A 22,340-nucleotide genomic window follows, 5' to 3' on the forward strand; every position below is an offset into this window, starting at 1 on the left:
CCTGCGGGCGAGTCCGACGTGCCCACCAGGCGCGTCCGCCCCGAGGCCCTCGACCAGTGGCGGCCCGGCTTCCCGCCAGGGCCGCAGGGCCCGCAGTCGGGCTCGGGGCCGCAGGGTTCGGGGCCGCATGGCTCGGGGCCGCAGGGTCCGCAGCCGGTTTCCGGGCCCGGCTACCAGCGGCCCAACCCGATCCCGGTCCAGCCGCCCCCCTACATCCCGGCGCAGCCGCCCTACCAGCCCGACCCGTCCACCGCGCGCGAGCCGTACGTCCCGGGCGTCCAGCCGGGCCGGCTGCTGCAGCGCTCCAAGGCGTACGGCGTGGCGAGCGGGATGCTGCTGGTCCTGATGATCGTGGCGGCCGTGCTCGCGCCCGTGCTCGTGGCCGTCGTCGCGATCCCGGTCGCGATCCTGCTGCGCGCGGCCGACATGGCCCAGCCGCAGCTCACGGCCCGCAGGGCGGCCGGAGCGGCGGCGCTCGACGTGCTGCGGGTGTTCGCGTTCCCGGCGGAGCTGGCCAAGTCGGCGGGCATCACCCTCGCCCTCGTCCTCTACGCGCTCATCCTCGGTCTGCCGGTGACGCTGCTGCTCACCGTGGTGGCCGGAATGGACGCGTCGTACGCGCTGGCGTGGGGCGCGGCCGTCGCCCTGTGGACGTTGTGCGCGGGCCCCGGCGTCGAAGGTCCCGGCAAGCAGATGCGCAGAACGCTCGCATCCCTCGTACCCTCGAGAACAGCGGCGATGGTGTTGGCGGGAGTGCTCGCGGCAGGCGCGGGGCTCTCGCTGGTCGTCGCGGCCGGCACGTTCGGGGACAATCCGAGGGGAGCCGTATGGACTCCGCTGAACGTCGATCCGATCATCGAGCAGTTGGCAGGACTGAGGGAGAGCTCCGGGGGATGACGCGGGGAAGGTGGCGATGAGCACCCAAGCACCAGAACGCCTCGGCCCTTACCGGCTGGTCAGGAAGATCGGCGAGGGTGGCATGGGCGTCGTCCACCTCGGCCTCGACGGTGAGGGCCGCGAGGTCGCCATCAAGGTCCTCCATCCGCACGTCGCGGCCGACCTCAAGGCGCGCGACCGGCTCACCCGCGAGGTCGAGACCATGCGCCGGGTGCGCAGCCCGTACGTCGCGGAGGTGATCGACGCCGAGCTGGTCGGCGGCCAGCCCTACGTCGTCACGCGGTTCGCGCCGGGGCGCACCCTGGAGGAGACCGTCCTCACCGACGGCCCCCTGGAGGCCCGCGACCTGATCAGGCTGGCCCAGGGGCTCTGCCAGGCGCTGGTGGCCATCCACGCGGCCGACGTCATCCACCGCGACTTCAAGCCGTCCAACGTCATGCTGGTCGACGGCGAGCCGCTGGTGATCGACTTCGGCATCGCCCACCTGGTCAACGCGACCCGGCTGACGCAGACCGGCATGTTCGTCGGCACGCCCGGCTATCTCGCGCCCGAGATCATCCGCGACTCCGACATCACCCAGGCCGCCGACGTGCACGCGCTGGCCTCGACGGTGTTCTTCGCCGCCACCGGCGCGCCGCCGTTCGGCACGGGCACGTTCGAGGCGGTCTGCTTCAACATCATGGAAGGCCGGGCCCAGCTCGACAAGGCGCCCGTCTGGCTGCGCGGCTGGCTCGCCCGGGCCCTGCAGGTCGACGCGGAGTCCCGGCCCGGCGCGCAGGAACTGCTGCGGATGGCCAGGGCGCTCGACCCGGCGGTGACCACGTTCAACGAGACGTCCTTCGAGGGGCCGACGGGCACCAAGCGGCTGACCGACCGCACCCGCACGATGGACACGTTCTCCGACCTGCTGCCGCCGGTCGACTACGCCGAGCCGGCCCCGCCGCCTCCGCCGCCGCCCGCGCCGCGCCGTGAGGAGCGTCCGCCGCCCTACGTGCCCGCGCCGGTCGCGGCCCGGCCGCTGCCCCGCCCCGACCAGCGGGTGGCCGGCTATCCGGCCCCGACGCAGGCCAGGCCCGCGCCGCCGGCGACCGCGCCGCGCGAGCACACCCCGCCGCGCCAGTACACCCCGCCGGCCGAGCGCAGGCGCTACCTGTTCGGCAGCCAGTTCGTCGGCCTGCTCACGCTGGTCACGCTGGTCGCGCTGACCGTCATGATGCCGGTCATGGTGGGCGCGATCGCCGTGGCGCTCGCGATCGTGCTGCGCACGGGCGAATACCTCTTCGGCGACCTCGTCAAGCGCCGCCAGGTGCGCGGCAGCAGCGCCGCCGACCCGCTGCTCGTCCTGGTCGGCACTCCCTGGGCGCTGATCAAGTCCGCGCTCGTGTCGGTGGTGCACGTGCCGTTCGCGCTGCTGTTCGGGGTGTGCGTCTGGGGCTTGCTCCACTGGGCCGGGCAGATGAGCGTCAACGAGGCCGCCGCCTACGCGGCGGGCGCCTTCGCGGCGGGTCTGTTCGTGCTGCCCGGCGGCGGCGCGCCGCGCCAGGCCGTCACCCGTACGCTCACCAGCGTGCTGCGCAGCCCCGGGGCGGCGCTGGTCGCCGTCGTGCTGGTGGGCACGGCCGCGATGTTCGCGGTGATGTTCGCGCTGGGCCAGGACCCGGTCTGGTCGCCCTGGCGGGCGCCCGAGTCGGTCATCGACGACCTGGCCAGCGACGCCAGGCAGACCACGATGGGCCTCATCACGGGCCTGATCGGCAGTCTCATGGACGGTCTCGGGCTGGGGTTCGTGAATCCCTGGTCCTGAGTGTCCTCGCCACCGCCCCGGGGGAGAGTGAGAAGTATGAGCGACCACCTCGGCCCGTACGAGCTCCTCTCCCGGCTCGGGGCCGGCGGCTTCGGCGAGGTCCACCTGGCGCTCGACCCCGAGGGGCGCACGGTCGCGGTCAAGGTGCTGCACCCGCACGTCGCCGCCGACGGCGTCGCGCTGGCCCGGCTGGCGCGCGAGGTCGAGACCATGCGCAGGGTCGGCGGAGCGCACATCGCCGAGGTGCTCGACGCCTCGCTGGACAGCGAGCGCCCCTACCTCGTCACCCGTTACGTCCAGGGCCGGCCGCTCAGCGCCGTGCCCGTGCCGGTCGCCGACCTGCGGCGGCTGGCCGCCGGGCTGGCCGACGCGCTCCACGCCATGCACGAGGCGGGCGTCGTCCACCGCGATCTCAAACCGGCCAACGTGATCGTGACCGAGGGCGAGCCCGTCGTCATCGACTTCGGCATCGCGAGCGCGCTCGACTCGTTGTCGGTCACCGCCTCCGGCGCGGTCGTCGGCACGCCCGGCTACCTCGCGCCCGAGATCCTGGAGGGCCGGGAGACGGGCATGGAGGCCGACGTGTTCTCGTTCGGGGCGACGCTGGCCTACGCCGCCACCGGGCGGCAGCCGTACGGGCAGGGCCCGGCCTCGGCGGTCGCCTACCGGGTGGTGCACCATCCGCCGGATCTGGAGGGCGCGCCGGAGTGGCTGGAGCCGCTGTTACGCGCGTGCCTGTCCACCGATCCCGCCGCGCGGCCCACGGCCGCGCAGATCTGCGCCCGGCTGGGCGTCGCGCCCGTCTCTCATGTACGGCATGTCGTCCCGCCCGCGCCTGTGGTGCGGCCGCGGTCGGCCGGCGACGCGCTGGAGACCCGCGAGTGGCGGCCCGGTCAGGAGCGGCACCGCCGCTCGGTGGAGGAGTCCAGGGCGCGGCACCGGGAGAAGGTGCGCCGGCGCTGGCTCATCGGCTCCGGTCTGTTCGTGTCGCTGCTGGCGGCCGCCGCCCGGGAGCCGTGGCCGGAGGTCGCGCTGTTCCTGCTGGCGGCGTACGCGCTGGGGGTCGTCTGCGACGCGGGGGTGGCGCTGTTCTCGCGCGGCCCCTACCGGCGCAGCCGCATGATCGTGGATTTCGTCTCCGTCGCGGGTGTGGTGGGGTTGTGCTTCGGGCTGGCCGCGATGTTCAGCACGCCCGTGCTCGCGTTGTTCGCGGGGACGGCGCTGGTCGTCGGGATCGTCTTCCTGCTGTCGGCGTGAACCCGCCCGATGCGTACCGAATAAAGTTCGGTATGGTGAGAGGTGGTAGCTGATGCGTGGCCGGCCGCGCGGGATGCCGGTTTGCGCGTAAGCTACCCGTGGGTAACATAACCGCGACAACGACGGCAGACCCTCTGTCGGATGCCCGGCCGGGCACCTGGCAGTCTTGACAGATGCATTCGGCGCCAACCGCAGCCGCGGTGGTGCCGCGAACTACGGGAGGTCGGCCACCGGCCATGAACATCGTCGTCTGCGTGAAGCAGGTCCCCGACACGGCTACCGAGCGCAAGCTGCGGTCCGATGACAACACGCTCGACCGCGACGCCGCCGACGGCGTGGTCAACGAGCTTGACGAGTACGCGGTCGAAGAGGCACTGAAGCTCAAGGAGGCCCACGGCGGTGAGGTGACCGTCCTCACCATGGGCCCCGCCAAGGCCACCGAGACCATCCGCAAGGCGCTGGCCATGGGCGCCGACAAGGCCGTCCACCTCAGCGACGACGCGCTCCACGGCTCCGACGCGCTGTCCACCTCGTACGCGATGGCGCAGGTGCTCAAGAAGATCGGGTTCGACCTGGTCATCCTGGGCTCGGAGTCCACCGACGCGCGCACCGGCGTGCTGGCCGCGATGCTCGCCGAGCGCCTCGGCACGGCGCAGCTCACGCTGGCCAACAAGGTCGACGTCGAGGGCTCCTCGATCACCATCCAGCGCATCACCGACTACGGGTTCGACCGGGTCGAGGCCACGCTGCCGGCCGTCGTCTCCGTGGTCGAGAAGATCAACGAGCCGCGTTACCCGTCGTTCAAGGGCATCATGGCGGCCAAGAAGAAGCCGGTCGAGACGCTGTCCATCGGCGACGCCTCCATCGACGCCGCCCAGGTGGGCCTCGGCGCGGCCTGGTCCGAGGTGGTGGACTTCGCCGCCGCGCCGCCGCGCGCCGCCGGCACGATCGTCAAGGACGAGGGCGACGGTGGCGTGAACGCCGCCGACTTCCTGGCGTCCAAGAAGTTCATCTGAGAACGGGGGTTTTAGCGAAATGTCGGAGATTCTCGTTCTCGTCGAGCAGGTCGAAGGCGAGGTCAAGAAGGTCACGCTCGAGCTGCTGACCCTGGCCCGCTCCCTCGGCACCCCGGCCGCCGTCTGGGCCGGCCCGGGCATCACCGCCGAGGCCAAGGCCCGCCTGGCCGAGTACGGCGCGGAGAAGATCTACGTCGCCGCCGGCGACGACATCGTCGACCACGTCGTCGCGCCCAAGGCCGAGCTGCTCGCCCAGCTCGTCGCCGTCAAGTCGCCGGCCGCCGTGCTGGTGGCCGCCACGGCCGAGGGCAAGGAGGTCGCCGGCCGGCTGGCCGTCAAGACCGACTCGGGCGTCATCACCGACGCCGTCGGCCTGGGCGAGGGCTTCGTGGCCGACCAGTCGATCTTCGGTGGCGGCATCAACGTGCACGCGCGGGTGCGCAGGGGCACGCCGATCATCGCCGTACGTCCCAACTCGACCGCCCCTGAGGCCGCCGCGGGTGCGGGGGCCGAGGAGGAGGTCTCGGTCACCCTGTCCGACGCCGCCAAGGCCGCCCGCGTCGTCGAGCGGGTCAAGCAGGAGAAGGGCGCCCGGCCGGAGCTGACCGAGGCCGCGATCGTCGTCTCGGGCGGCCGCGGCGTCGGCTCGGCGGAGAACTTCTCGGTCATCGAGGGGCTGGCCGACGCGCTCGGCGCCGCCGTGGGCGCCTCCCGCGCCGCCACGGACGCCGGCTGGTACCCGCACCAGTTCCAGGTCGGCCAGACCGGTAAGACGGTCTCGCCGCAGCTCTACATCGCGGCCGGCATCTCCGGGGCCATCCAGCACCGGGCGGGCATGCAGACCGCGAAGACCATCGTGGCCATCAACAAGGACCCCGAGGCGCCCATCTTCGAGCTGGCCGACTACGGCGTGGTGGGCGACCTCCACCAGGTCGTCCCGCAGCTCACCGAGGAGATCAAGAAGCGCAAGTAGGTCGCTCGACGCGAGAGCGGCGCCACGCGATCGCGCGGCGCCGCTCTCGCCGTGTGCGGGGCGGCCCCCGCACACGGAGGACTCGCCGTTACGCCAGCGCCCGCCTGACGCGGTCGGCCAGGTCCTCGGCCTGCTCGCGGGTCCAGGGGATCAGGCCGTGCTCCGACATGAGCGCGTGGTACTGCTGCCGCTCGTACGGCGTGCCCGGCGGCAACGGGGCCACGTGCCAGTGCAGGTGGGCGTTGCCCTGCTGGCTGCCGAGCGAGAGCAGGTACGTGCGCTCCGACGGCACCACCGACTCCACGGCGAGCGCGACCGTCCTGACCACTCGCATGAGCGCGAGGTAGTCGTCCTCGGACAGGTCGCGCACGACGTGTTCGACGTGCCGTTTCGGGCTCACCAGCAGGTAGCCGGGCAGCGTGGGGTAGCGGTTGAGGAAGGCCAGGTGGCGTTCGTCCTCGTAGACGATCTGCTCCAGGTCGTAGGCCGGGTCGCCGGCCACGATGGCGCAGATGAAGCAGGCGGACGACCGCACCTGCTCCTCGTACGCCCGGAGGTCGAAGGGGACGTTCCTGTCGAGGGACATGCCCTATTGTGACGCTCAGGCAGCGACCTCGGCCGGCTCGCGCACCGGCAGAGGCGTGACCTGCGACGGCTCGCGGCCGGGGAGCAGGCGGGCGGCGCCCGCGATCAGGAGGCCGAGCACCACCGCGATGCCGAGCGCCGTGTGCAGCGAGGTCGCGTGCGACAGGTAGCCGATCGCGACCGGGCCGAGCAGCAGCCCCGCGTACCCCATGGCGCCCGCCTGGGCGATCGCCGGCCCGGGGGCGTCGGTCGCGGTGCCCGCCAGCGACAACGTCAGCGGCGAGATCGTCGCCACGCCGAGCCCGACGAAGAACATCGCCGCCACCGCCACCAGCGCCACCGGCGCCAGCAGCACGGTGCCGAAGAACCCCGCCGTGGCCAGGCCGGAGACGGTCAGCATGCCGCGCACCCCGAACCTCGCCCGTAGCCGGTCGCCGGTCAGCCGGGCGACCAGCATGCCGACCTCGAACACCGGGTAGCCCAGCGCCGCCACAGCCTCGGGCGCGCCGAGCTCGTCGCGCAGGTAGAGGCCGTTCCAGTCGGCGACCGTGCCCTCCACCATGAAGGCGAAGAACATGATCGTGCCGAGCAGGTAGACGATCGGCGGCATGCGGCGCCGTCCGCCCCTCTCCGTCGCGGCGGCGGGGGACTCCGGCAGGTACGTACGGCCGAGCAGCGCCATGACCGGCAGCGACACCAGCCCGACCAGCGCCACGTTCGCGGTGAACGGCAGGCCCGCGGCGATCGCCAGGCTGCCGAGCGCGCCCGCCGAGATGGCGCCCACGCACCAGCCGGCGTGCATGCCGTTCATCAGCGGACGTCCGTACGCCTGCTCGACGGCGGAGCCCTGGGCGTTCATGGCGACGTCCACCGTGCCGAAGGCCATGCCGAAGAACGCCACGGCAACCAGCAGCAGCGGCAGGTCGGGGGCGAAGGCCACGCCGATGAGGCCGAGCGCCGTCAGGGGACCGCCCGCCCGCAGGACCGCGCGGCTGCCCACGCGGGCCATGACGCGGCGCATGGATTGCATGGTGACCAGGGCGCCCAGGCCCCACACCAGCAGGATGGTCCCGACGGTGGCCTCGGTCAGGCCGAGTTTGTCGGTCAGGGCGGGGATGCGCACGGTCATCGTGCCCACCATCAGGCCGGCTAGGACGAAGGTGAGGACCGCCCCGTAACGGGCATTCCTCAGCTCGCTGGTCATCAGACACCTCTCTAAGGTCATGCTTTTCGTGCTTTTTTAGGACAAAACAGGCGTGCCTGGCATGCCGCACGCCGCACCCGGGGGGCGCGGCGTGTCTCCCGCGGTCACCGCGGTGTTCACAGGGGGGAAGCGGCGCGCGAGGGCGCCGAAGGAGTCAGGCGGAGGGGTGGAGCAGGGCTTTCAGTCGGAGCTCCAGGGCCTGGAGGTCCGCCTCGGTGTTGAGCCCGGGGTCGTGGCTCGCCACGTCCCACAGGCCCTCACAGGCCAGCCGTACGATCTGGGCGGCCACCGGGTCGGGCTCCTGCGCCAGTTCCTCGCGATGCCAGCGGGTCATCGCGTCACGCAGCGGCGCGAGCAGGTCGATGCTGCCCGAGGCGCTGGTCACGACGGCCCATCGGCGCTGACGGCCCGACCTCACGGAGGCCAGCGTGGCCTCCAGATAGCGCTCGGTGTAGGTGTCGCCCGGCTGGGCGGCCATCAGCTCGTCGAAGTCGTCGATCAACCGCTCCACCATGCCCCTGATCAGGGCTTCCTTGGAGCCGTAGTGATAGAGCAGGCCACCCTTGCTCACGCCGGCGCGGTCGGCCACCGCGGACAGGGTCAGCGCGGCCGAGCCCTGGTCGCAGAGGATCTGCTCCGCCGCGTCCAAAAGCTCGTCCCTTCGCATGCTCCGTACTGTACCGTCCGGACGGTACAGTACGCAAACGAGATACCCTGGGCAGGTGACCAGACCGTCGGCCTATCTTGATCATGCGGCTACCACGCCCATGCTGCCCGAGGCGATCGAGGCCATGACGGAGCAACTCAAACGCCCCGGAAATGCTTCCTCGTTGCACGCCACGGGCCGTCAGGCGCGCCGGGTCGTCGAGGAGTCCCGCGAGACCATCGCCGACGCACTCGGCGCCCGGCCCAGCGAGGTCGTGTTCACCTCGGGCGGCACCGAGGCCGACAACCTCGCGATCAAGGGCCTCTACTGGGCGCGCCGGCCGCGGCGGCGCGTGCTCATCAGCGCCGTCGAGCACCACGCCGTGCTCGACCCGGCCCACTGGCTCGGCGACAGCCAGGGCGCCCAGGTGGAGCTGCTGGAGGTCGACGAGCACGGCCGCGTCCACCCCGACACGCTGCGCGCCGCCATCGAGCGCGACCCCGACGACGTGGCCCTGGTCAGCGTCATGTGGGCCAACAACGAGGTCGGCACGCTCCAGCCGGTCCAGGTGCTGGCCGCGATCGCCCACGACCACGGCATCCCGTTCCACACCGACGCGGTGCAGGCGGTGGGGCAACTGCCCGTGTCGTTCGCCGGGTCCGGGGCCGACGCGCTCACCCTCACCGGCCACAAGCTCGGCGGCCCGATCGGCGCCGGCGCGCTGCTGCTGGCCCGGGGCATGACGCCGGTCTCGGTGCTGCACGGCGGTGGTCAGGAGCGCGACGTGCGCTCCGGCACGCTCGACGCCCCCGCCATCGCGGGGTTCGCCGCCGCCGTCACGGCCGCCGTCCGCGACCAGGAGGCCGTCGCCGGCCGCCTGACCGCGCTGCGCGACGACCTCATCAAGCGCGTACGCGACGCCGTGCCCGACGTCGTGCTCAACGGCGACCCCGCCGGACGCCTGCCCGGCAACGCCCACTTCTCGTTCCCCGGCTGCGAGGGCGACGCGCTGCTCATGCTGCTCGACGCCAAGGGCGTGGAGTGCTCGACCGGCTCGGCCTGCTCGGCGGGGGTGTCGCAACCGTCCCACGTGCTGCTGGCCATGGGCGCCGACGCGGCCGCGGCCCGGGGCTCGCTGAGGTTCTCCCTCGGCCACACCTCGACGCCGGCCGACGTCGACCGCCTCATCGAAGTCCTCCCCGCCGCCGTCGACCGCGCCCGCCGCGCCGGCCTCAGCTGATCGGTGCTCACGGACCCCACTCCGCGAGCCCGGCTCCCGAACGGCGTCGATTGCCTACGCCGGCCTGAGCTGATCTTGTGAGGCGGCTCGGTTGCGTTGAGCGCCGCCGCTTTCCCCGGTTCCGGGCGACGGCGGTTCCTTCGCCGATGTGTCGCCGTGTGGCTGCCTCTGCGGGCGGCGGGTCTAGCTGAGGAAGGGGGCGACCGCGCTCCAGGACGGGTCGAGGGTCACCTCGACGCGGGCTCTGCCCTCGGGCCAGGCGGTGAACAGGTCTTTGACGTGGGACGCCGCGTCACCGGTGGAGTCGGCGTACACGTGGAAGAGCCGCTGGCCCTCCGTGCTCAGGTGCACCGCCAGGACGGCGTCGCCGCGCGGGTCGAGGAGGGCCGACAGGCGCTCCTCGGCGTCGCGCAGCGCCTCGAGCGAGGCGCCGGCGGGCAGCCCGTCGCCGTCGCGGTGCTTGTAGGGGACGCTGACGGCGATGTGCTGGTCGAGCAGCGGACGGTCGACCGGTCGCAGCGGGTGGCGGACCTCCGCCACCAGCGCCGCCCCGCGACCCGAGCGGCCCTCCAGCCGCAGCCACTCCTCCCCCGAGTAGCCCGAGGCGACGTCGGCGACCACGGCCGGCAGGTGGACGGCGGCCACGGCGTCGATCGGCTCGAACGTCGCGGGCGCGATCTCACCCACCCACCTGGCCACGTCGTCCTCGCCCAGGAGGTGGTCGAGGGCCAGCAGCGTGGCCTCCATGCGGGCGTCGGCGTCGAGCTCGCCGAACATCGGGTGGTAGGCGGTCACGTCGACCCGCGGCTGGCTGGGCGGCACCCGCAGACCCAGCGTGAACTTGCCGAGCGCCAGCTCGTAGCCGCCGGCCTCGATCGTGAGCTCGCTCGCGCGCGGGTTGGCCCGCCGCGACGCGTGGAACTCCCACAGCAGGTCGGACGGCGGCGCCGCCTTGGCCCAGCGATGCGCAAGCGGCCGCAGCTCGGCGTCGCCCGCCGCGGTCACCACCAGGGCGTGCGCGGCCTCGCCGCCGGGCGCGACCTCCCACACCAGGCCGGGGTGGACGGCGGCCACCGCGGGCCCGAGCACCTCGTCGAGGCCCTTCTTGTCACCGGCCGCCACCAGCGCGTCGAGCCGCGGTCTGGTCTCCTGCCACCACGTCCAGAACCCCGCGATGGCCTCCTGGGAGCGCCCCGCCCCCTCATCTGCGTCCTTGCGCCCGAACAGTCGCATGGACGCATACTTCCAGACCCCGGCCATGGTCGCCCACTCCCGGGCGGCCAGTACGCTGGAAGCGTCATGGGACTGCGTGTGCTTGCCGCCATGTCGGGCGGCGTCGACTCCGCCGTGGCCGCCGCTCGGATCGCCGAGGCCGGTCACGACGTCACTGGTGTCCACCTTGCCCTGTCCGCCAACCCCCAATCCCACCGGACGGGGGCGAGGGGCTGCTGCACGATCGAGGACTCCCGTGACGCCCGTCGCGCCGCCGACGTGATCGGCATCCCTTTCTACATCTGGGACATGGCCGAGCGTTTCCAGCGCGACGTGGTCGAGGACTTCGTGGCCGAATACGCCGCGGGCCGCACGCCCAATCCGTGCCTGCGCTGCAACGAGAAGATCAAGTTCGCCGCGGTGCTCGACCGGGCGCTGGCCCTGGGCTTCGACGCGGTCGCCACCGGCCACCACGCCCGGCTGGTCGACGGGGTGCTGTCCAGGAGCGTCGACCAGGCCAAGGACCAGTCGTACGTCCTCGGCGTGCTCACCCGCGAGCAGCTGAGCCACGCGATCTTCCCGCTGGGCGACTCCACCAAGACCGAGGTTCGCGCGGAGGCCGCCAGGCGCGGCCTGACCGTGGCAGACAAGCCCGACAGCCACGACATCTGCTTCATCGCCGACGGCGACACCCGCGGCTTCCTGGCCGAGCGGCTCGGCTCGGCCGAAGGGCCCATCGTCGACCAGGAGGGCGAGGTCGTCGGCAGCCACCAGGGCGCCCACGGGTTCACGGTGGGGCAGCGCAAGGGCCTGCGCATCGACCGGCCCGCGCCCGACGGCAGGCCGCGCTACGTGTTGTCGATCGAGCCGGTGTCCAACACGGTGACGGTCGGCCCGCGTTCGGCGCTGGAGGTCACCACGATCACCTGCGGTCGTCCGGTGTGGAACGGCCCGGCGCGGCGCGACGACCTCACCGTGCAGCTGCGGGCGCACGGCGAGGTCTACCCGTGCCGGTTCGAGGAGAGCGGCGGCGAGCTCACGATCGAGCTCGACCGGCCGGCGACCGGGGTCGCGGCCGGTCAGGCCGCGGTGCTCTACTCCGGCGCCACCGTCATCGGCTCGGCCACCATCGTCTCGGCTAGCTGAGCGTCACCGACTCGCCGACGGGGATGCGCCGGATGTCGGCGCCCTGCCGCTCGGCCTCCATCTTCAGCCAGTTGTCGACCAGACCCAGGCCGATCTCGTTGTAGAGCCCGTCGTGGGTGGAATACGCCCGCCCCGGGCGGACCGCCCGGAGATAGTCGACCATCTCCATGAGCTTCAGCCAGGGTGCGCCGGTCGGCACCAGCAGCGTGGGCACCTCCACGCCGGGGACTGTCAGGGCGTCGCCCGGGTAGAAGACCTCGTCGTCGAGCAGGAAGCCGACGTTCTGGACGACCTCCAGGTCGGGGTGGTTGCGGGCGTGCCACTCGCCGAACGCCTTCACCCGGAAACCGGCCGTCTCGAAGTCGTCGCCGTGGCGTACGACCTGGACCTTGCCCGGGACCTCGGTGAGTCCCGCGGCGACGCTCTCGCACGTCCAGATCTCCAGGTCGGGCGAGGCGGCCCTCAGCTTGGCGACGTCGACGTGGTCGGCGTGCTCGTGGGTGATGAGCACCGCGTCGGCGCCGTCGAGCACCGGGGCGTCGGTGAACGCGCCCGGGTCGATGACGAGGACCTTCCCGTCCTTTTCCACGCGGACGCACGCGTGGTCGTATTTCGTGAGCCTCATTGTTGTGACCCTACGCTTGTGCCATGTCTACGTGGGAAGCCACCGGGGTCGGTTCGCATCCGGGCGAGGATCATCTTGAGGCGATCAGGGTCGTGTTCGGGGAGGTGCCCGGGCTGCCGTACCTTCCCGAGCTGCCCGCCAGGGGCGTCGGGGCCGACATGGTCGGACGGACGGCGGGGCTGCTCGTCGATCTTCCGGTCGAGGTACAGCCGTCGGGATGGCGGCTGACCGACCGTCCGGGCCGCGACCACCAGCGGGCCGTCGACCATCTGCGGCGCGACCTCGACGGTCTGGAGGAGATCGCGCACGACTACGCGGGGCCGATCAAACTGCAGGTCTGCGGGCCGTGGACGCTGGCCGCCTCGCTCGAGCTCAAGCACGGCGACAAGGCACTGTCCGATGCCGGGGCCGTACGCGATCTGACGGCCTCGCTGGCGCAGGGGCTCGCCGACCACTGCGCCGAGGTGCGGCGCCGGGTGCCCGGGGTGACGGAGGTCGTGGTGCAGCTCGACGAGCCCGGTCTGCCGGGGGTGCTGGCGGGCACGGTGCCGACGGCGTCGGGGTTCGGGCGGCTCGCGGCCGTGGAGGAGTGGCGGGTGGAGGAGTCGCTGCGGCTGTTCGAGTCGCCTGTGGTGCACTGCTGCGCGCCTTCCGTGCCGTTCGACCTGCTGCGCCGTGCGGGGGTGCGGGGGGTGTCGGTGGACGCGTCCCTGCTGCGCCGGCGCGAGGACGACGCGCTCGGTGAGCTGTTCGAGGCGGGGATGGTGTTGTTCCTGGGCGTCGTGCCGGGACGCGACACCCGGCTGGGCGACGCGGGCGTGGTCGCGAGGCCGGCCGTGGAGCTGTGGCGGCGGCTGGGGTTCGCGCCTGACCGGCTGGCCGAGCAGGTCGTGCTGACGCCCGCGTGCGGGCTGGCGGGGGCCTCGCCGGCGTACGCGAAGGCGGCGCTGACGGTGTGCCGGAAGGCCGCGCGCGTGTTGCGGGAAGATCCGGCCTGGTCACAGGGCGGATGAGGGGTGTTCTTGTCGGTGGGCGGCGGTAGCGTTTGCTGAGGGTGTCGGACGAAGGGAGGCCCCGCGGTGAGTGAGCCAGGCTCCGAGGTCGAAGGCGTGCCGGTCACGGCGCTCAAGCGGCATGCCGAGCTGAGCGAGCTGGTCGAGGAGGCCCGGTGGCGTTATTACGTGCTCGACCAGCCCACGGTCAGTGACGCCCAGTTCGACGCGTGGTTCCATGAGCTGCTCGCCCTGGAGGAGGCCCATCCGACGCTCCAGACGCCCGACTCGCCCACCCAGAAGGTGGGCGCGCCGGTGTCGGGCGACTTCGCCAAGGTCGAGCATCTCAACCGCATGGAGAGCCTCGACAACGCCTTCGACGGCGACGACATGGCGGGCTGGCAGGCGCGGGTGGAGCGGCTGGCCGAGGGCGATCCCGGCCCCTACCTGTGCGAGCTCAAGATCGACGGGCTGGCCGTGGCGCTGGTCTACCGCGACGGCAAGCTGGAGCGCGGCGCGACCCGCGGCGACGGCCGCCTCGGCGACGACGTGACGGCCAACGTCCGCACGATCAAGGGCGTGCCCCACCGGCTCAAGGGCGACGACGTGCCGAGCCTGGTCGAGGTGCGCGGCGAGGTCTACATCCCGGTCGACGACTTCGTCAAGCTCAACGAGCAGCTCGTGGAGCAGGGCAAGGCGCCGTTCGCCAACCCGCGCAACTCCGCGGCCGGCACGCTGCGGCAGAAGGACCCGCGCGTCACCGCCCAGCGCCCGCTGCGCATGCTGGTGCACGGCATCGGCGTCTGGGAGGGCTCGAGCGAGCCGCGGGCGCAGTCCGACTGCTACGAGCGGCTGCGCGAGTTCGGGCTGCCGGTCAGCGACCTCTACCGGGTGGTGCCGGGCATCAAGGAGGTCAACGAGTTCATCGAGCACTACCGCGCCCACCGCCACGACCCCCCTTACGAGATCGACGGGGTCGTGGTGAAGGTCGACGACTTCCGCACGCAGCGGGAGCTCGGCTCGACCTCGCGGGCGCCGCGCTGGGCGATCGCGTTCAAATATCCGCCGGAAGAGGTCAACACCAAGCTGCTCGACATCCAGGTCGGGGTCGGGCGCACGGGGCGGGTGACGCCGTTCGCGGTGATGGAGCCGGTCGTGGTGTCGGGCTCGACCGTCGAGCGGGCCACGCTCCACAACGCCGCCATCGTCAAGAAGAAGGGCGTGCTCATCGGCGACACCGTCGTGCTGCGCAAGGCGGGCGACGTCATCCCCGAGGTCGTCGGGCCGGTGGCGGCGCTGCGCGACGGGTCCGAGCGGGAGTTCGTCATGCCGACCCACTGCCCCGAGTGCGGCACGGAGCTGGCGTACGAGAAGGAGGGCGACGCCGACCTGCGCTGCCCCAACGCGCGCGGCTGCCCGGCGCAGATCCGCGAGCGCATCTTCTTCGCGGCGAGCCGGCGCGCGCTCAACATCGACGGGCTCGGCTACGTCGCGGCCACCGCGCTCACCCAGCCGCTGCCGCCGCAGCAGCCGGTGGTGCGCACCGAGGCCGACCTGTTCGACCTGACGCTGGAGCAGATCATGCCGATCCAGTCGGTGGTCCGCGACCCCGACACCGGCCTGCCCAAGATCGACCCGAAGACGGGCGAGGAGAAGGTCGTCTCCCTGTTCCGCAACATCGACGGCGAGCCCAGCCAGAACGCCCTGGTGCTGATGGACGAGCTGGAGAAGGCCAAGCAGGCCTCGCTCGCCCAGGTGCTGGTGGCGCTGTCGATCCGCCACATCGGCCCGCCCACGGCCCGCGCGCTCGCGGCCGAGCTGCGCTCGATCGACGCCGTCATGAACGCCTCGGAGGAGGAGCTGGCCGCGGTCGAGGGCATCGGGCCGCGGGTGGCGGCCACGATCCGGGAGTGGTTCGAGGTCGACTGGCACCGCGAGATCGTCGAACGGTGGCGGGCGGCCGGGGTGCGCATGGAGGACGAACCGGCGCCGGAGAAGGGGCCGCAGATCCTCGAAGGGCTGACGTTCGTGGTGACGGGCACGCTCGAGGGCTACACCCGCGACTCGGCGGCCGAGGCGCTCACGAGCCGGGGCGGCAAGGTGGCCTCTTCGGTGTCGAAGAAGACGTCGTTCCTGATCGCGGGTGAGAACGCCGGGTCCAAATACGACAAGGCGGTGAGCCTGGGGGTGCCGATCCTCGATGGGGAGGGGTTCGAGATCCTCCTCAAGGAAGGCCCCGAGTCGGCCTCCGCCAGGGCCGTCCCTCCGGAGTCGTAGGCGGCCGGACCGTCATGCCCGCCGGTCACTCATTCCTGAGGGCGTGGGCGGTAGCACGCCGGCGGGCTCCGTACGGCATCGTCAGCCGCGCCACAGACGGTGCTGTACGGACCGCGCGAATGGACGGGGATGTCTGGGGTGTAGCGAGCCACCCAGCCTGAAGGTGCTGGCGGCCGGCCGCCAGTAGCTCAAGCCGGTGCGAGGGCTCAGGGACGACGCTTCACCTGGGGAACGCACTGAACGTGCGGTAGGCCGGGGCTTCCGCCGGTGCGCCACGGCGTTGTGACGGGCGCGGGCGCGATCTCGCCGAACGGCACGGCGAACATGTCGTGCAGCACGAAGGCCGGCTGCTCGGGCGGGACAAGCGTCTGCAGGACGACGGGCAGCGTGAGCCCCAGCGAGTCGGCGAGCAGTGCCTCCTGCTCGGGGTCGGCGTTCTCGGCCCCCGCTGATCACGGGGTCGGGCATCCGGATCTCCGGCGGACGCCGGCCCAGGGTGTCGTGCTCGGCGGTCACGACGAGCGCGCTGACAACCGGGTGAACCGTCTATGCCTCCGTCCTGCGTTTCTTGAGAGGCAGCACCGACGTCAGGCCGGTGGGGTGCCGGGTGCCGCGGTGAGTGCCAGTGTGAGGAGATCGACGGCGGTGGTCATTCTCGCGAGGAACTCTTCGCGGGTGCGCGCTTCGTGTTTGATGCCGTTCGCGGTGCTGAGCAGGGTCTGGGCCACGTCGCTCACCCTGTCCGCGCGATCGGCGGGCGCGTCGGCGGCCAGGGTATGAACGACCATCTCGGCGAACCGCCGGGGGTATCGCGCGGGTATGGAGCCCAGCAGGTCCGGGTTGGTCTCGATCAGCACGGCGACCTCCTTGGCCATCGGGCCGATGTAACGCCCGGTCCAGTGGTCGAAGGCTTCGATGAGCCGGTCGCGCAGCGGGCGATCGGTGTCTGCGAGAGCGCGTTCGGCGGCTGCGAGGTCGCCGTCGAGCGCACGGGTGACGGCGGCGCGGAACAGGTCCGGCTTCGAGGCGAAGTAGAAGTACAGGCCCGGCCGGGAGATGTCGGCGGCTCGCGCCACATCGTCCATCGAGGTCTTCCGGTAGCCGTAGCGGGCGAAGGTCACCAGCGCGGCGTCCAGGACGTGCTCGCGACGACCGGTCTCACTCTCGTCACGGCTGGGGGCGGCGGGTCTGGTGGAACTCACGCACCCGAGTGTACTCGCCGCTGGACGAACTATACAAACTATGTTGTTTGAGTATAGTCAGTGCAGTGCCAGGGTCCCCGCCTCGTGTTCCCCACGCTTGTGACTCCGATCACCATCCACCATCCGGTTCGCCCAGGAGGCTTCGATGCCGACGCACCGTCCACTCATCACCACCCGCTTCGACGCCACGAGTACCGCGGACGACGTCGTCGACGGCCTTGACCTCACCCACGTCCGCGCCATCGTGACCGGAGCCTCCTCGGGCATCGGTCTGGCCACCGCCCGCTCGCTCGCCCGTGCCGGCGCCGAGGTCACCCTCGCGATCCGCAACACCGACGCCGGTGCGAAGGCGGCCGCGGACATCCTGGCCTCGACCGGTAACCACGACGTGCACGTCGCCGCCCTGGACCTTGCCGATCGCGCCTCGGTGGCCGGCTTCGTCCAGGGCTGGGACGGACCGCTGCACCTGCTGATCAACAACGCAGGGGTCATCACGAACGGCCTGTTCCGTAACGCGGAAGGCTGGGAACTGCAGTTCGCGACCAATCACCTCGGCCACTTCGCCCTGAGTCTGGGGCTGCACGACGCCCTGGCCGCCGGCGCCGCCGAAAGGAGCGAAGCGCGCATCGTCTCAGTCAGTTCCACGGCACACATGAGATCGCCCATCGTGTTCGACGACATCCACTTCGAACGCCGCGAATACGACCCACAAGCCGCCTACGCCCAGTCCAAGACCGCCAACTCCCTCTTCGCGGTCGAAGCGACCCGTCGGTGGGCGCCTGACGGCATCTTCACCAACGCCGTCAACCCCGGCGGCGTCGCCACTGGGCTGCAACGACACTTCACCCAGAAGATGAAGGACTACTTGGACCAGGCCGAGGCGGCGGGGGTCTTCTCCTACAAGAGCGTCGAGCAGGGCGCCGCCACCACCCTTGTCGCGGCGGTCGCTCCCGAGTTCGGTCACACCGGCGGCCACTATCTCGATGACGCCCGCGAAGCCCACACCGTGCCCGACGACGCCGCGCTGTTCGGCAACAGCCACGGCGTCAAGCAGTGGGCGCTCGACCCCGACGCCGCCCGCCACCTGTGGGCCGTCTCCCTCGACCTCACCGGCTGACCGGTCGAGTGCCTGGGCCGGACCCTTGTCGATGGCACCGGTCACCGGCGGCCACCAGCTTCTGCCTCAGCGCACCTGCTGCTCTGTCGCACGATCCGCCAGGATGCAAGGGCCTGGCCCTGCACCGGCGCGCCATCAGTGCTCTCCGTATCAGGTCAAGCCCTCGACAGGGGGTCACGGCGTCAGCGGAAGGCTGCGGCGTTGCGCTCCGCCCAGTCGGCGAAGGTGGCGGGGGTGCGGCCGAGGATCTTCTCGACGTCGGGGCTGACGGTCTGTTCGCGGGTGGTCGGGGTGCCGAGGATGTCGAGGGTGGTGTCGGCCACCGGGTCGGGCATGAAGGTGAGCATCTGGGCGCGGGCCTCCTCGCGGGACTGGTCGATGAAGGTGACGGGCTCGCCGATGGCGTCTGCGATGGCGTTTGCGCGCTGGCGTGGGGTGGTCGGCATGGGGCCGGTCAGTTCGTACGTCGCCTTCGCGTGGCCCGGCCGCGTCAGGGTGACGGCGGCCACGGCGGCGATGTCGTCGGGGTCGATGACCGGGAGGCCGACCTCGCCGAAGGGCGCCGCGATCGTGCGGGTCGCCTTGACGGACGGTACCCAGGCGTAGGCGTTGGAGGCGAAGCCGCCGGGGCGCAGGATGGTCCATTCGGTGCCGGACGCCATGACGGCCTGTTCGAAGGCGGCGAAGGCCCGGCCGTGTGACAAGGAGTCCGGGCGGGTCGTCACGCCTTGGGAGGACAGCAGGACGATCTTGCCGGAGGCGGCGAACGGGGCGACGACCCGGGCGGGGTCGCCGGCCATCATCAGGTCTCCGCCGATCAGCAGGAAGACCGCGTCCACCTCGGCGGGCACCTCGGCGGAGGGCCGCGAGAGGTCGGCGGCGACCGCGCGGACGCCGGGCGGCACGTCGGCCGGGGTGATGCCGCGGGAGACGGCGGTCACCTCGTGGCCCTGCTCGGCGAGGATGCGGACCAGCGTGCGGCCGACGTTCCCGGTGGCCCCTGTGACAACGATCATGACGTTCCTCGAGTCGTTAGTTAGTTGGCTGACTTAGAAGAACGGTAGCACGGGTGAGGGGCCTATAGTTAGTCAGGTGACTGACTTGAAAGAGTCCGCCCGGGGCCGCGCGTCCAGTGCGAAGCGGCAGCGGCTCATGAGGGCGGCGGCCGAAGTCGTGCACCGGCAGGGCGCCGAGCGCACCACCATCGCCGACATCGCGCGTGCGGCCGAGGTTCCCGTGGGCAACGTGTACTACTACTTCAAGACCAAGGACGAGCTCGTCGCCGCCGCGCTGTCCGAGCACGCGCGGCAGCTGGAACTGCTCACCGGTCGCCTGGACCGGCTCACCGACCCCCGTGCCCGCCTCAAGGGCCTGATCGAGGCCTGGGTGAGTCAGCGCGACCTCGCCGCCCGCTACGGCTGCCCGACCGGCACACTGGCCGTCGAGCTGGACAAACGCGATGAAGGCGGCTTGGACGTCGAAGCCGGCAGGGTCATCCGGCTGTTGCTCACGTGGGTGGAGCGCCAGTTCCACGAGCTGGGGCAGCCGGAGCCCGACGGCCTGGCGCTCACCTTGGTGGGGGCGTACCAGGGCATGTCCCTGCTGGCCAACGCCCTGCGGGACCCGGGGGTCATGGAGCGTGAGGGCGCTCGCCTGCTCGCCTGGCTCGACTCCCTGGAAGCCGCCTGAAGCTGGCGTGCCGCACTCTCGGCGGGATGTCGTCCCGGCCCGCATGCGGGACGATCGTCGTTTCGTCCGGGGAGCGATCCCACTTCCGCTTCCCAGTGCCTGCCGAGACCGCTGATGGGCCGGCCCCACCTCGCCAAGCCCTGCCGGGGCGCGGAACGAGGCAGTGCAGGTCCGGTCCCGGCGACTTGTCTGGTTCCGGGGTGATGGGCGTAGAGTGCACAGCTTGCTACACAGTGTGCTTTTTGGGTATATGTCGGAAAGGAGAAGTGACGGAACGTACGCGCTTGGTTTCGCGAAGTGGGGTGAAGGTCGTACTCTCCCATAGTGACCTGATGGGGGTTCTGTTACCGATGACTGACCCAACCGACACCCGCGACACCGGTCCTCGCGTCGGCACGCCCTTGTGGGCGTACCTCGCCGGGATCACTGTGATCGGCTTCACCGCCCTGGTGGTGGCCATGCTCCGGCTGGACCTGACCGATCTGGTCGGGCTGGCCCGCACGCCGCTGTTCTGGGTGCTCATGGTGCTGGTGATCCTGGGCGAGCTCAGGCCCGTCATGGTGTCCTCGTCCACCGCCGTGGGCGGCACGTACCCGTCGACCATGTTCACCTTCGCGGTGCTGCTGCACTTCGGGCTGCCCGTCGCGGTGCTCATGCAGGCCGTCGCCGTCGCCATGAACGGCGTGGTCACGCGCAAGGCGTGGCATCGGGTCATGTTCAACATCGCGCAGTCCACCATCGCGCTCACCGCCGCCGCCGTCGTGCTGGGGGCGTTCGGGATCCATCCGAGCCCGGCCCTGCCCTGGGTGCCGGGCGGCGGCGACCTGCCGGCGATCGCGCTGGCCGGCATCGCGTACTTCGCCACCAGGGCGGCCCTCGTCTGCGGCGCGGTCGCGCTGCACGAGCGGCGTTCGATCGTGCGCGTGCTCAAGGCCACCGTGGGCCCGCAGAGCCTGGTGTACGCCGGGCTGCTCGGCCTCGCGCCCCTGGTCGTCGTGGTGATGAACCACTCGCCGGGGCTCGTGCCGCTGTTCGTCGCGCCGCTGGCCGCCGTCTACTTCACCGCCACGCTGTCCATGCGCCGCGACCACCAGGCCCTGCACGACGAGCTGACCGGTCTGCCCAACCGCAAGATGCTCGTCGTCAGCACCGAAGAGGCGCTGGCCGAGGTGCGCCAGGACGAACGGGTGGGGTTGTTCCTGCTCGACCTCGACCGGTTCAAAGAGGTCAACGACACGATGGGCCACCCCGTTGGGGACCGGCTGCTGCAGATGGTCGCCCACCGCCTCACCCATTCGGTGCGCCCGGGCGACGTCGTGGCGCGGCTCGGCGGCGACGAGTTCGCGGTGTTGCTGCCGTCCATCAGGGACGCCCACGCGGCCAGGGAGGTGGCCGCCCGGCTGCGGGCCGCGCTCACCGAGCCGGTGCGGCTCGAGGGCATGACGTTCGACATGGACGCCTCCGTCGGGATCGCCCTGTACCCGGACCACGCGCCCGACTTCGAGCTGCTGCTGCAGCGGGCCGACGTGGCGATGTACCTGGCCAAGGAGGGGCGTACCGGCGTCGAGCTCTACCAGCCCGACAAGGACCGCAACTCTCCCGAGCGCCTCACCCTCCTCGGCGACCTGCGCCGCGCCATCGACGACCGCGACCTGCGCCTGCACTACCAGCCCAAGGTCGTCCTCGCCACCGGCGAAGTCCCCGGCGTCGAGGCGCTGCTGCGCTGGCGCCACCCCGTGCACGGGCCGATCGCGCCGTCCGACTTCGTGCCGCTGGCCGAGCAGTCCTACCTGATGCGGCAGCTCACGGCGTACGTGATCGAGGAGGCGCTGGAGCAGGCCGCCCGCTGGTGGCACAGCGGCACGCGGCTGCAGATCTCGATCAACATCTCGGCGCGCGACCTGCTCGGCGCGGCCCTGCCGCAGCGGCTGGAGGCGGGCCTGGCCCGCTACGGGCTGCCGCCGACGGCCATCCAGCTGGAGGTCACCGAACGCATCCTGACCGGCGAGCAGGCCTACACCCAGGAGACGATCAAGGCGCTGGCCACGCTGGGCGTGCCGCTGGCGCTCGACGACTTCGGCACCGGCTACTCGTCGCTGATCCGGCTGCAGCGGCTGGCGGTGTCGGAGGTCAAGATCGACGCGTCGTTCGTCCGCCGGATCGCCGAGTCCGAGGACGACTACCGCATCGTGCGCTCCATCGTCGACCTAGTCCGCTCGCTCGGGCTGCGCTCGGTGGCCGAGGGCGTGGAGTCGGACGAGGTGGCCGTACGGCTGGCGGAGATGGGCTGCGACGTCGGGCAGGGCTGGCTCTTCGGCGAGCCGATGCCGGCCGCCGACGTCACGGCCTGGTTGCGCGAGCGGCCCGCCGCCGGGCCCGGGGCCGGCTACGGCTACCGGCCCGAGGTCAGCCGTTCCGCCTGATGCTGGAGTTAATGGTTCGGGGCTAATCCGTCAAG

19 protein-coding genes and 1 pseudogene are annotated in these 22,340 nt (G+C 71.8%); 13 read left to right on the plus strand and 7 right to left on the minus strand.

The features are described from left to right. The 5 genes and pseudogenes from C1J01_RS22970 to C1J01_RS22990 form a co-directional block, all read left to right on the plus strand. Positions 1–897 (plus strand): annotated as a pseudogene (locus tag C1J01_RS22970) (hypothetical protein); the annotation flags it as partial. A gap of 16 nt (positions 898–913) precedes the next feature. Further along, positions 914–2,701, plus strand: a complete 1,788-nt coding sequence (locus C1J01_RS22975) for a serine/threonine-protein kinase (protein WP_111181039.1) — start codon at positions 914–916, stop codon at positions 2,699–2,701. Positions 2,702–2,737: 36 nt separating this feature from the next. Continuing rightward, positions 2,738–3,958, plus strand: a complete 1,221-nt coding sequence (locus tag C1J01_RS22980; protein WP_111181040.1) for a serine/threonine-protein kinase — start codon at positions 2,738–2,740, stop codon at positions 3,956–3,958. Between the two features lie 236 nt (positions 3,959–4,194). Then, on the plus strand, positions 4,195–4,974 hold the full coding sequence (locus C1J01_RS22985) for an electron transfer flavoprotein subunit beta/FixA family protein (protein WP_111181041.1): 780 nt from the start codon (positions 4,195–4,197) through the stop codon (positions 4,972–4,974). 19 nt (positions 4,975–4,993) lie between these two features. Further along, the gene (locus tag C1J01_RS22990; RefSeq protein ID WP_111181042.1) at positions 4,994–5,947 is read left to right on the plus strand and encodes an electron transfer flavoprotein subunit alpha/FixB family protein; all 954 of its coding nucleotides are present in this window, start codon (positions 4,994–4,996) and stop codon (positions 5,945–5,947) included. A gap of 88 nt (positions 5,948–6,035) precedes the next feature. Here C1J01_RS22990 and C1J01_RS22995 read toward each other — a convergent pair whose 3' ends face one another. The 3 genes from C1J01_RS22995 to C1J01_RS23005 all read right to left on the minus strand — a co-directional run bounded on the left by C1J01_RS22995 (position 6,036) and on the right by C1J01_RS23005 (position 8,403). Further along, positions 6,036–6,533 (minus strand): HIT family protein, encoded by a 498-nt coding sequence (locus C1J01_RS22995; RefSeq protein ID WP_111181043.1) that lies wholly within the window; start codon positions 6,531–6,533, stop codon positions 6,036–6,038. 15 nt (positions 6,534–6,548) lie between these two features. Then, the gene (locus C1J01_RS23000) at positions 6,549–7,736 is read right to left on the minus strand and encodes an MFS transporter (RefSeq protein ID WP_111181044.1); all 1,188 of its coding nucleotides are present in this window, start codon (positions 7,734–7,736) and stop codon (positions 6,549–6,551) included. Positions 7,737–7,890: 154 nt separating this feature from the next. Continuing rightward, entirely contained in the window at positions 7,891–8,403 is a 513-nt protein-coding gene (locus C1J01_RS23005; RefSeq protein ID WP_111181045.1) for a TetR/AcrR family transcriptional regulator, read from the minus strand. A 55-nt stretch (positions 8,404–8,458) separates the two neighbouring features. Between C1J01_RS23005 and C1J01_RS23010 the strand changes: the two genes are divergently transcribed. After that, positions 8,459–9,622, plus strand: a complete 1,164-nt coding sequence (locus C1J01_RS23010) for a cysteine desulfurase family protein (protein ID WP_268958737.1) — start codon at positions 8,459–8,461, stop codon at positions 9,620–9,622. Between the two features lie 183 nt (positions 9,623–9,805). Here C1J01_RS23010 and C1J01_RS23015 read toward each other — a convergent pair whose 3' ends face one another. Beyond that, on the minus strand, positions 9,806–10,855 hold the full coding sequence (locus C1J01_RS23015; RefSeq protein WP_111181047.1) for a DUF695 domain-containing protein: 1,050 nt from the start codon (positions 10,853–10,855) through the stop codon (positions 9,806–9,808). 66 nt (positions 10,856–10,921) lie between these two features. Here C1J01_RS23015 and mnmA point away from each other — a divergent pair, with 66 nt between their 5' ends. Then, entirely contained in the window at positions 10,922–11,980 is a 1,059-nt protein-coding gene (gene mnmA, locus C1J01_RS23020) for a tRNA 2-thiouridine(34) synthase MnmA (protein ID WP_111181048.1), read from the plus strand. On the opposite strand, the gene C1J01_RS23025 is transcribed toward mnmA, so the two are convergent. After that, positions 11,973–12,605 carry an MBL fold metallo-hydrolase gene (locus C1J01_RS23025; RefSeq protein WP_111181049.1) on the minus strand — a complete coding sequence of 211 codons (633 nt, stop codon included), beginning with the start codon at positions 12,603–12,605 and terminating at the stop codon, positions 11,973–11,975. The two genes, mnmA and C1J01_RS23025, sit on opposite strands and share 8 nt — an antisense overlap. 23 nt (positions 12,606–12,628) lie before the next feature. Between C1J01_RS23025 and C1J01_RS23030 the strand changes: the two genes are divergently transcribed. The 3 genes from C1J01_RS23030 (at position 12,629) to C1J01_RS54135 (ending at position 16,326) form a co-directional block, all read left to right on the plus strand. Next, positions 12,629–13,618, plus strand: a complete 990-nt coding sequence (locus tag C1J01_RS23030; RefSeq protein ID WP_111181050.1) for a methionine synthase — start codon at positions 12,629–12,631, stop codon at positions 13,616–13,618. 66 nt (positions 13,619–13,684) lie between these two features. Further along, on the plus strand, positions 13,685–15,874 hold the full coding sequence (gene ligA / locus C1J01_RS23035; RefSeq protein WP_111181051.1) for an NAD-dependent DNA ligase LigA: 2,190 nt from the start codon (positions 13,685–13,687) through the stop codon (positions 15,872–15,874). A 329-nt stretch (positions 15,875–16,203) separates the two neighbouring features. Next, complete coding sequence (locus tag C1J01_RS54135) at positions 16,204–16,326, plus strand: hypothetical protein (protein WP_438943125.1); 123 nt, start codon at positions 16,204–16,206, stop codon at positions 16,324–16,326. A gap of 135 nt (positions 16,327–16,461) precedes the next feature. Here C1J01_RS54135 and C1J01_RS23045 read toward each other — a convergent pair whose 3' ends face one another. Continuing rightward, positions 16,462–17,076 (minus strand): TetR/AcrR family transcriptional regulator, encoded by a 615-nt coding sequence (locus tag C1J01_RS23045; RefSeq protein WP_220040058.1) that lies wholly within the window; start codon positions 17,074–17,076, stop codon positions 16,462–16,464. 145 nt (positions 17,077–17,221) lie between these two features. On the opposite strand from C1J01_RS23045, the gene C1J01_RS23050 reads away from it, so the two are divergent. Next, a complete protein-coding gene (locus C1J01_RS23050; protein ID WP_111181052.1) occupies positions 17,222–18,193 on the plus strand; it encodes an SDR family NAD(P)-dependent oxidoreductase in 972 nt (323 codons plus the stop codon). 182 nt (positions 18,194–18,375) lie between these two features. Here the strand turns inward: C1J01_RS23050 and C1J01_RS23055 are convergent, their stop codons facing one another. Further along, entirely contained in the window at positions 18,376–19,209 is an 834-nt protein-coding gene (locus C1J01_RS23055) for an NAD(P)H-binding protein (protein WP_111181053.1), read from the minus strand. Between the two features lie 76 nt (positions 19,210–19,285). Between C1J01_RS23055 and C1J01_RS23060 the strand changes: the two genes are divergently transcribed. Beyond that, positions 19,286–19,882 (plus strand): TetR/AcrR family transcriptional regulator, encoded by a 597-nt coding sequence (locus C1J01_RS23060; protein ID WP_235854604.1) that lies wholly within the window; start codon positions 19,286–19,288, stop codon positions 19,880–19,882. 350 nt (positions 19,883–20,232) lie between these two features. Next, positions 20,233–22,305 carry a putative bifunctional diguanylate cyclase/phosphodiesterase gene (locus C1J01_RS23065; protein ID WP_111181055.1) on the plus strand — a complete coding sequence of 691 codons (2,073 nt, stop codon included), beginning with the start codon at positions 20,233–20,235 and terminating at the stop codon, positions 22,303–22,305. Positions 22,306–22,340: the final 35 nt, after the last annotated feature.

This window comes from Nonomuraea aridisoli (genome assembly GCF_003236395.1).
In the GTDB taxonomy this organism is placed as follows: domain Bacteria; phylum Actinomycetota; class Actinomycetes; order Streptosporangiales; family Streptosporangiaceae; genus Nonomuraea; species Nonomuraea aridisoli.

Coding starts and splice junctions, on each gene's coding strand:
- C1J01_RS22990 (WP_111181042.1), top strand. CDS start 4,994: ATGTCGGAGATTCTCGTTCTCGTCGAGCAGGTCGAAGGCGAGGTCAAG.
- C1J01_RS23005 (WP_111181045.1), bottom strand. CDS start 8,403: ATGCGAAGGGACGAGCTTTTGGACGCGGCGGAGCAGATCCTCTGCGAC.
- C1J01_RS22980 (WP_111181040.1), top strand. CDS start 2,738: ATGAGCGACCACCTCGGCCCGTACGAGCTCCTCTCCCGGCTCGGGGCC.
- C1J01_RS23055 (WP_111181053.1), bottom strand. CDS start 19,209: ATGATCGTTGTCACAGGGGCCACCGGGAACGTCGGCCGCACGCTGGTC.
- C1J01_RS23015 (WP_111181047.1), bottom strand. CDS start 10,855: ATGCGACTGTTCGGGCGCAAGGACGCAGATGAGGGGGCGGGGCGCTCC.
- C1J01_RS23000 (WP_111181044.1), bottom strand. CDS start 7,736: ATGACCAGCGAGCTGAGGAATGCCCGTTACGGGGCGGTCCTCACCTTC.
- mnmA (WP_111181048.1), top strand. CDS start 10,922: ATGGGACTGCGTGTGCTTGCCGCCATGTCGGGCGGCGTCGACTCCGCC.
- C1J01_RS22975 (WP_111181039.1), top strand. CDS start 914: ATGAGCACCCAAGCACCAGAACGCCTCGGCCCTTACCGGCTGGTCAGG.
- C1J01_RS23050 (WP_111181052.1), top strand. CDS start 17,222: ATGCCGACGCACCGTCCACTCATCACCACCCGCTTCGACGCCACGAGT.
- C1J01_RS23030 (WP_111181050.1), top strand. CDS start 12,629: ATGTCTACGTGGGAAGCCACCGGGGTCGGTTCGCATCCGGGCGAGGAT.
- C1J01_RS22995 (WP_111181043.1), bottom strand. CDS start 6,533: ATGTCCCTCGACAGGAACGTCCCCTTCGACCTCCGGGCGTACGAGGAG.
- C1J01_RS22985 (WP_111181041.1), top strand. CDS start 4,195: ATGAACATCGTCGTCTGCGTGAAGCAGGTCCCCGACACGGCTACCGAG.
- C1J01_RS23025 (WP_111181049.1), bottom strand. CDS start 12,605: ATGAGGCTCACGAAATACGACCACGCGTGCGTCCGCGTGGAAAAGGAC.
- C1J01_RS23065 (WP_111181055.1), top strand. CDS start 20,233: ATGACTGACCCAACCGACACCCGCGACACCGGTCCTCGCGTCGGCACG.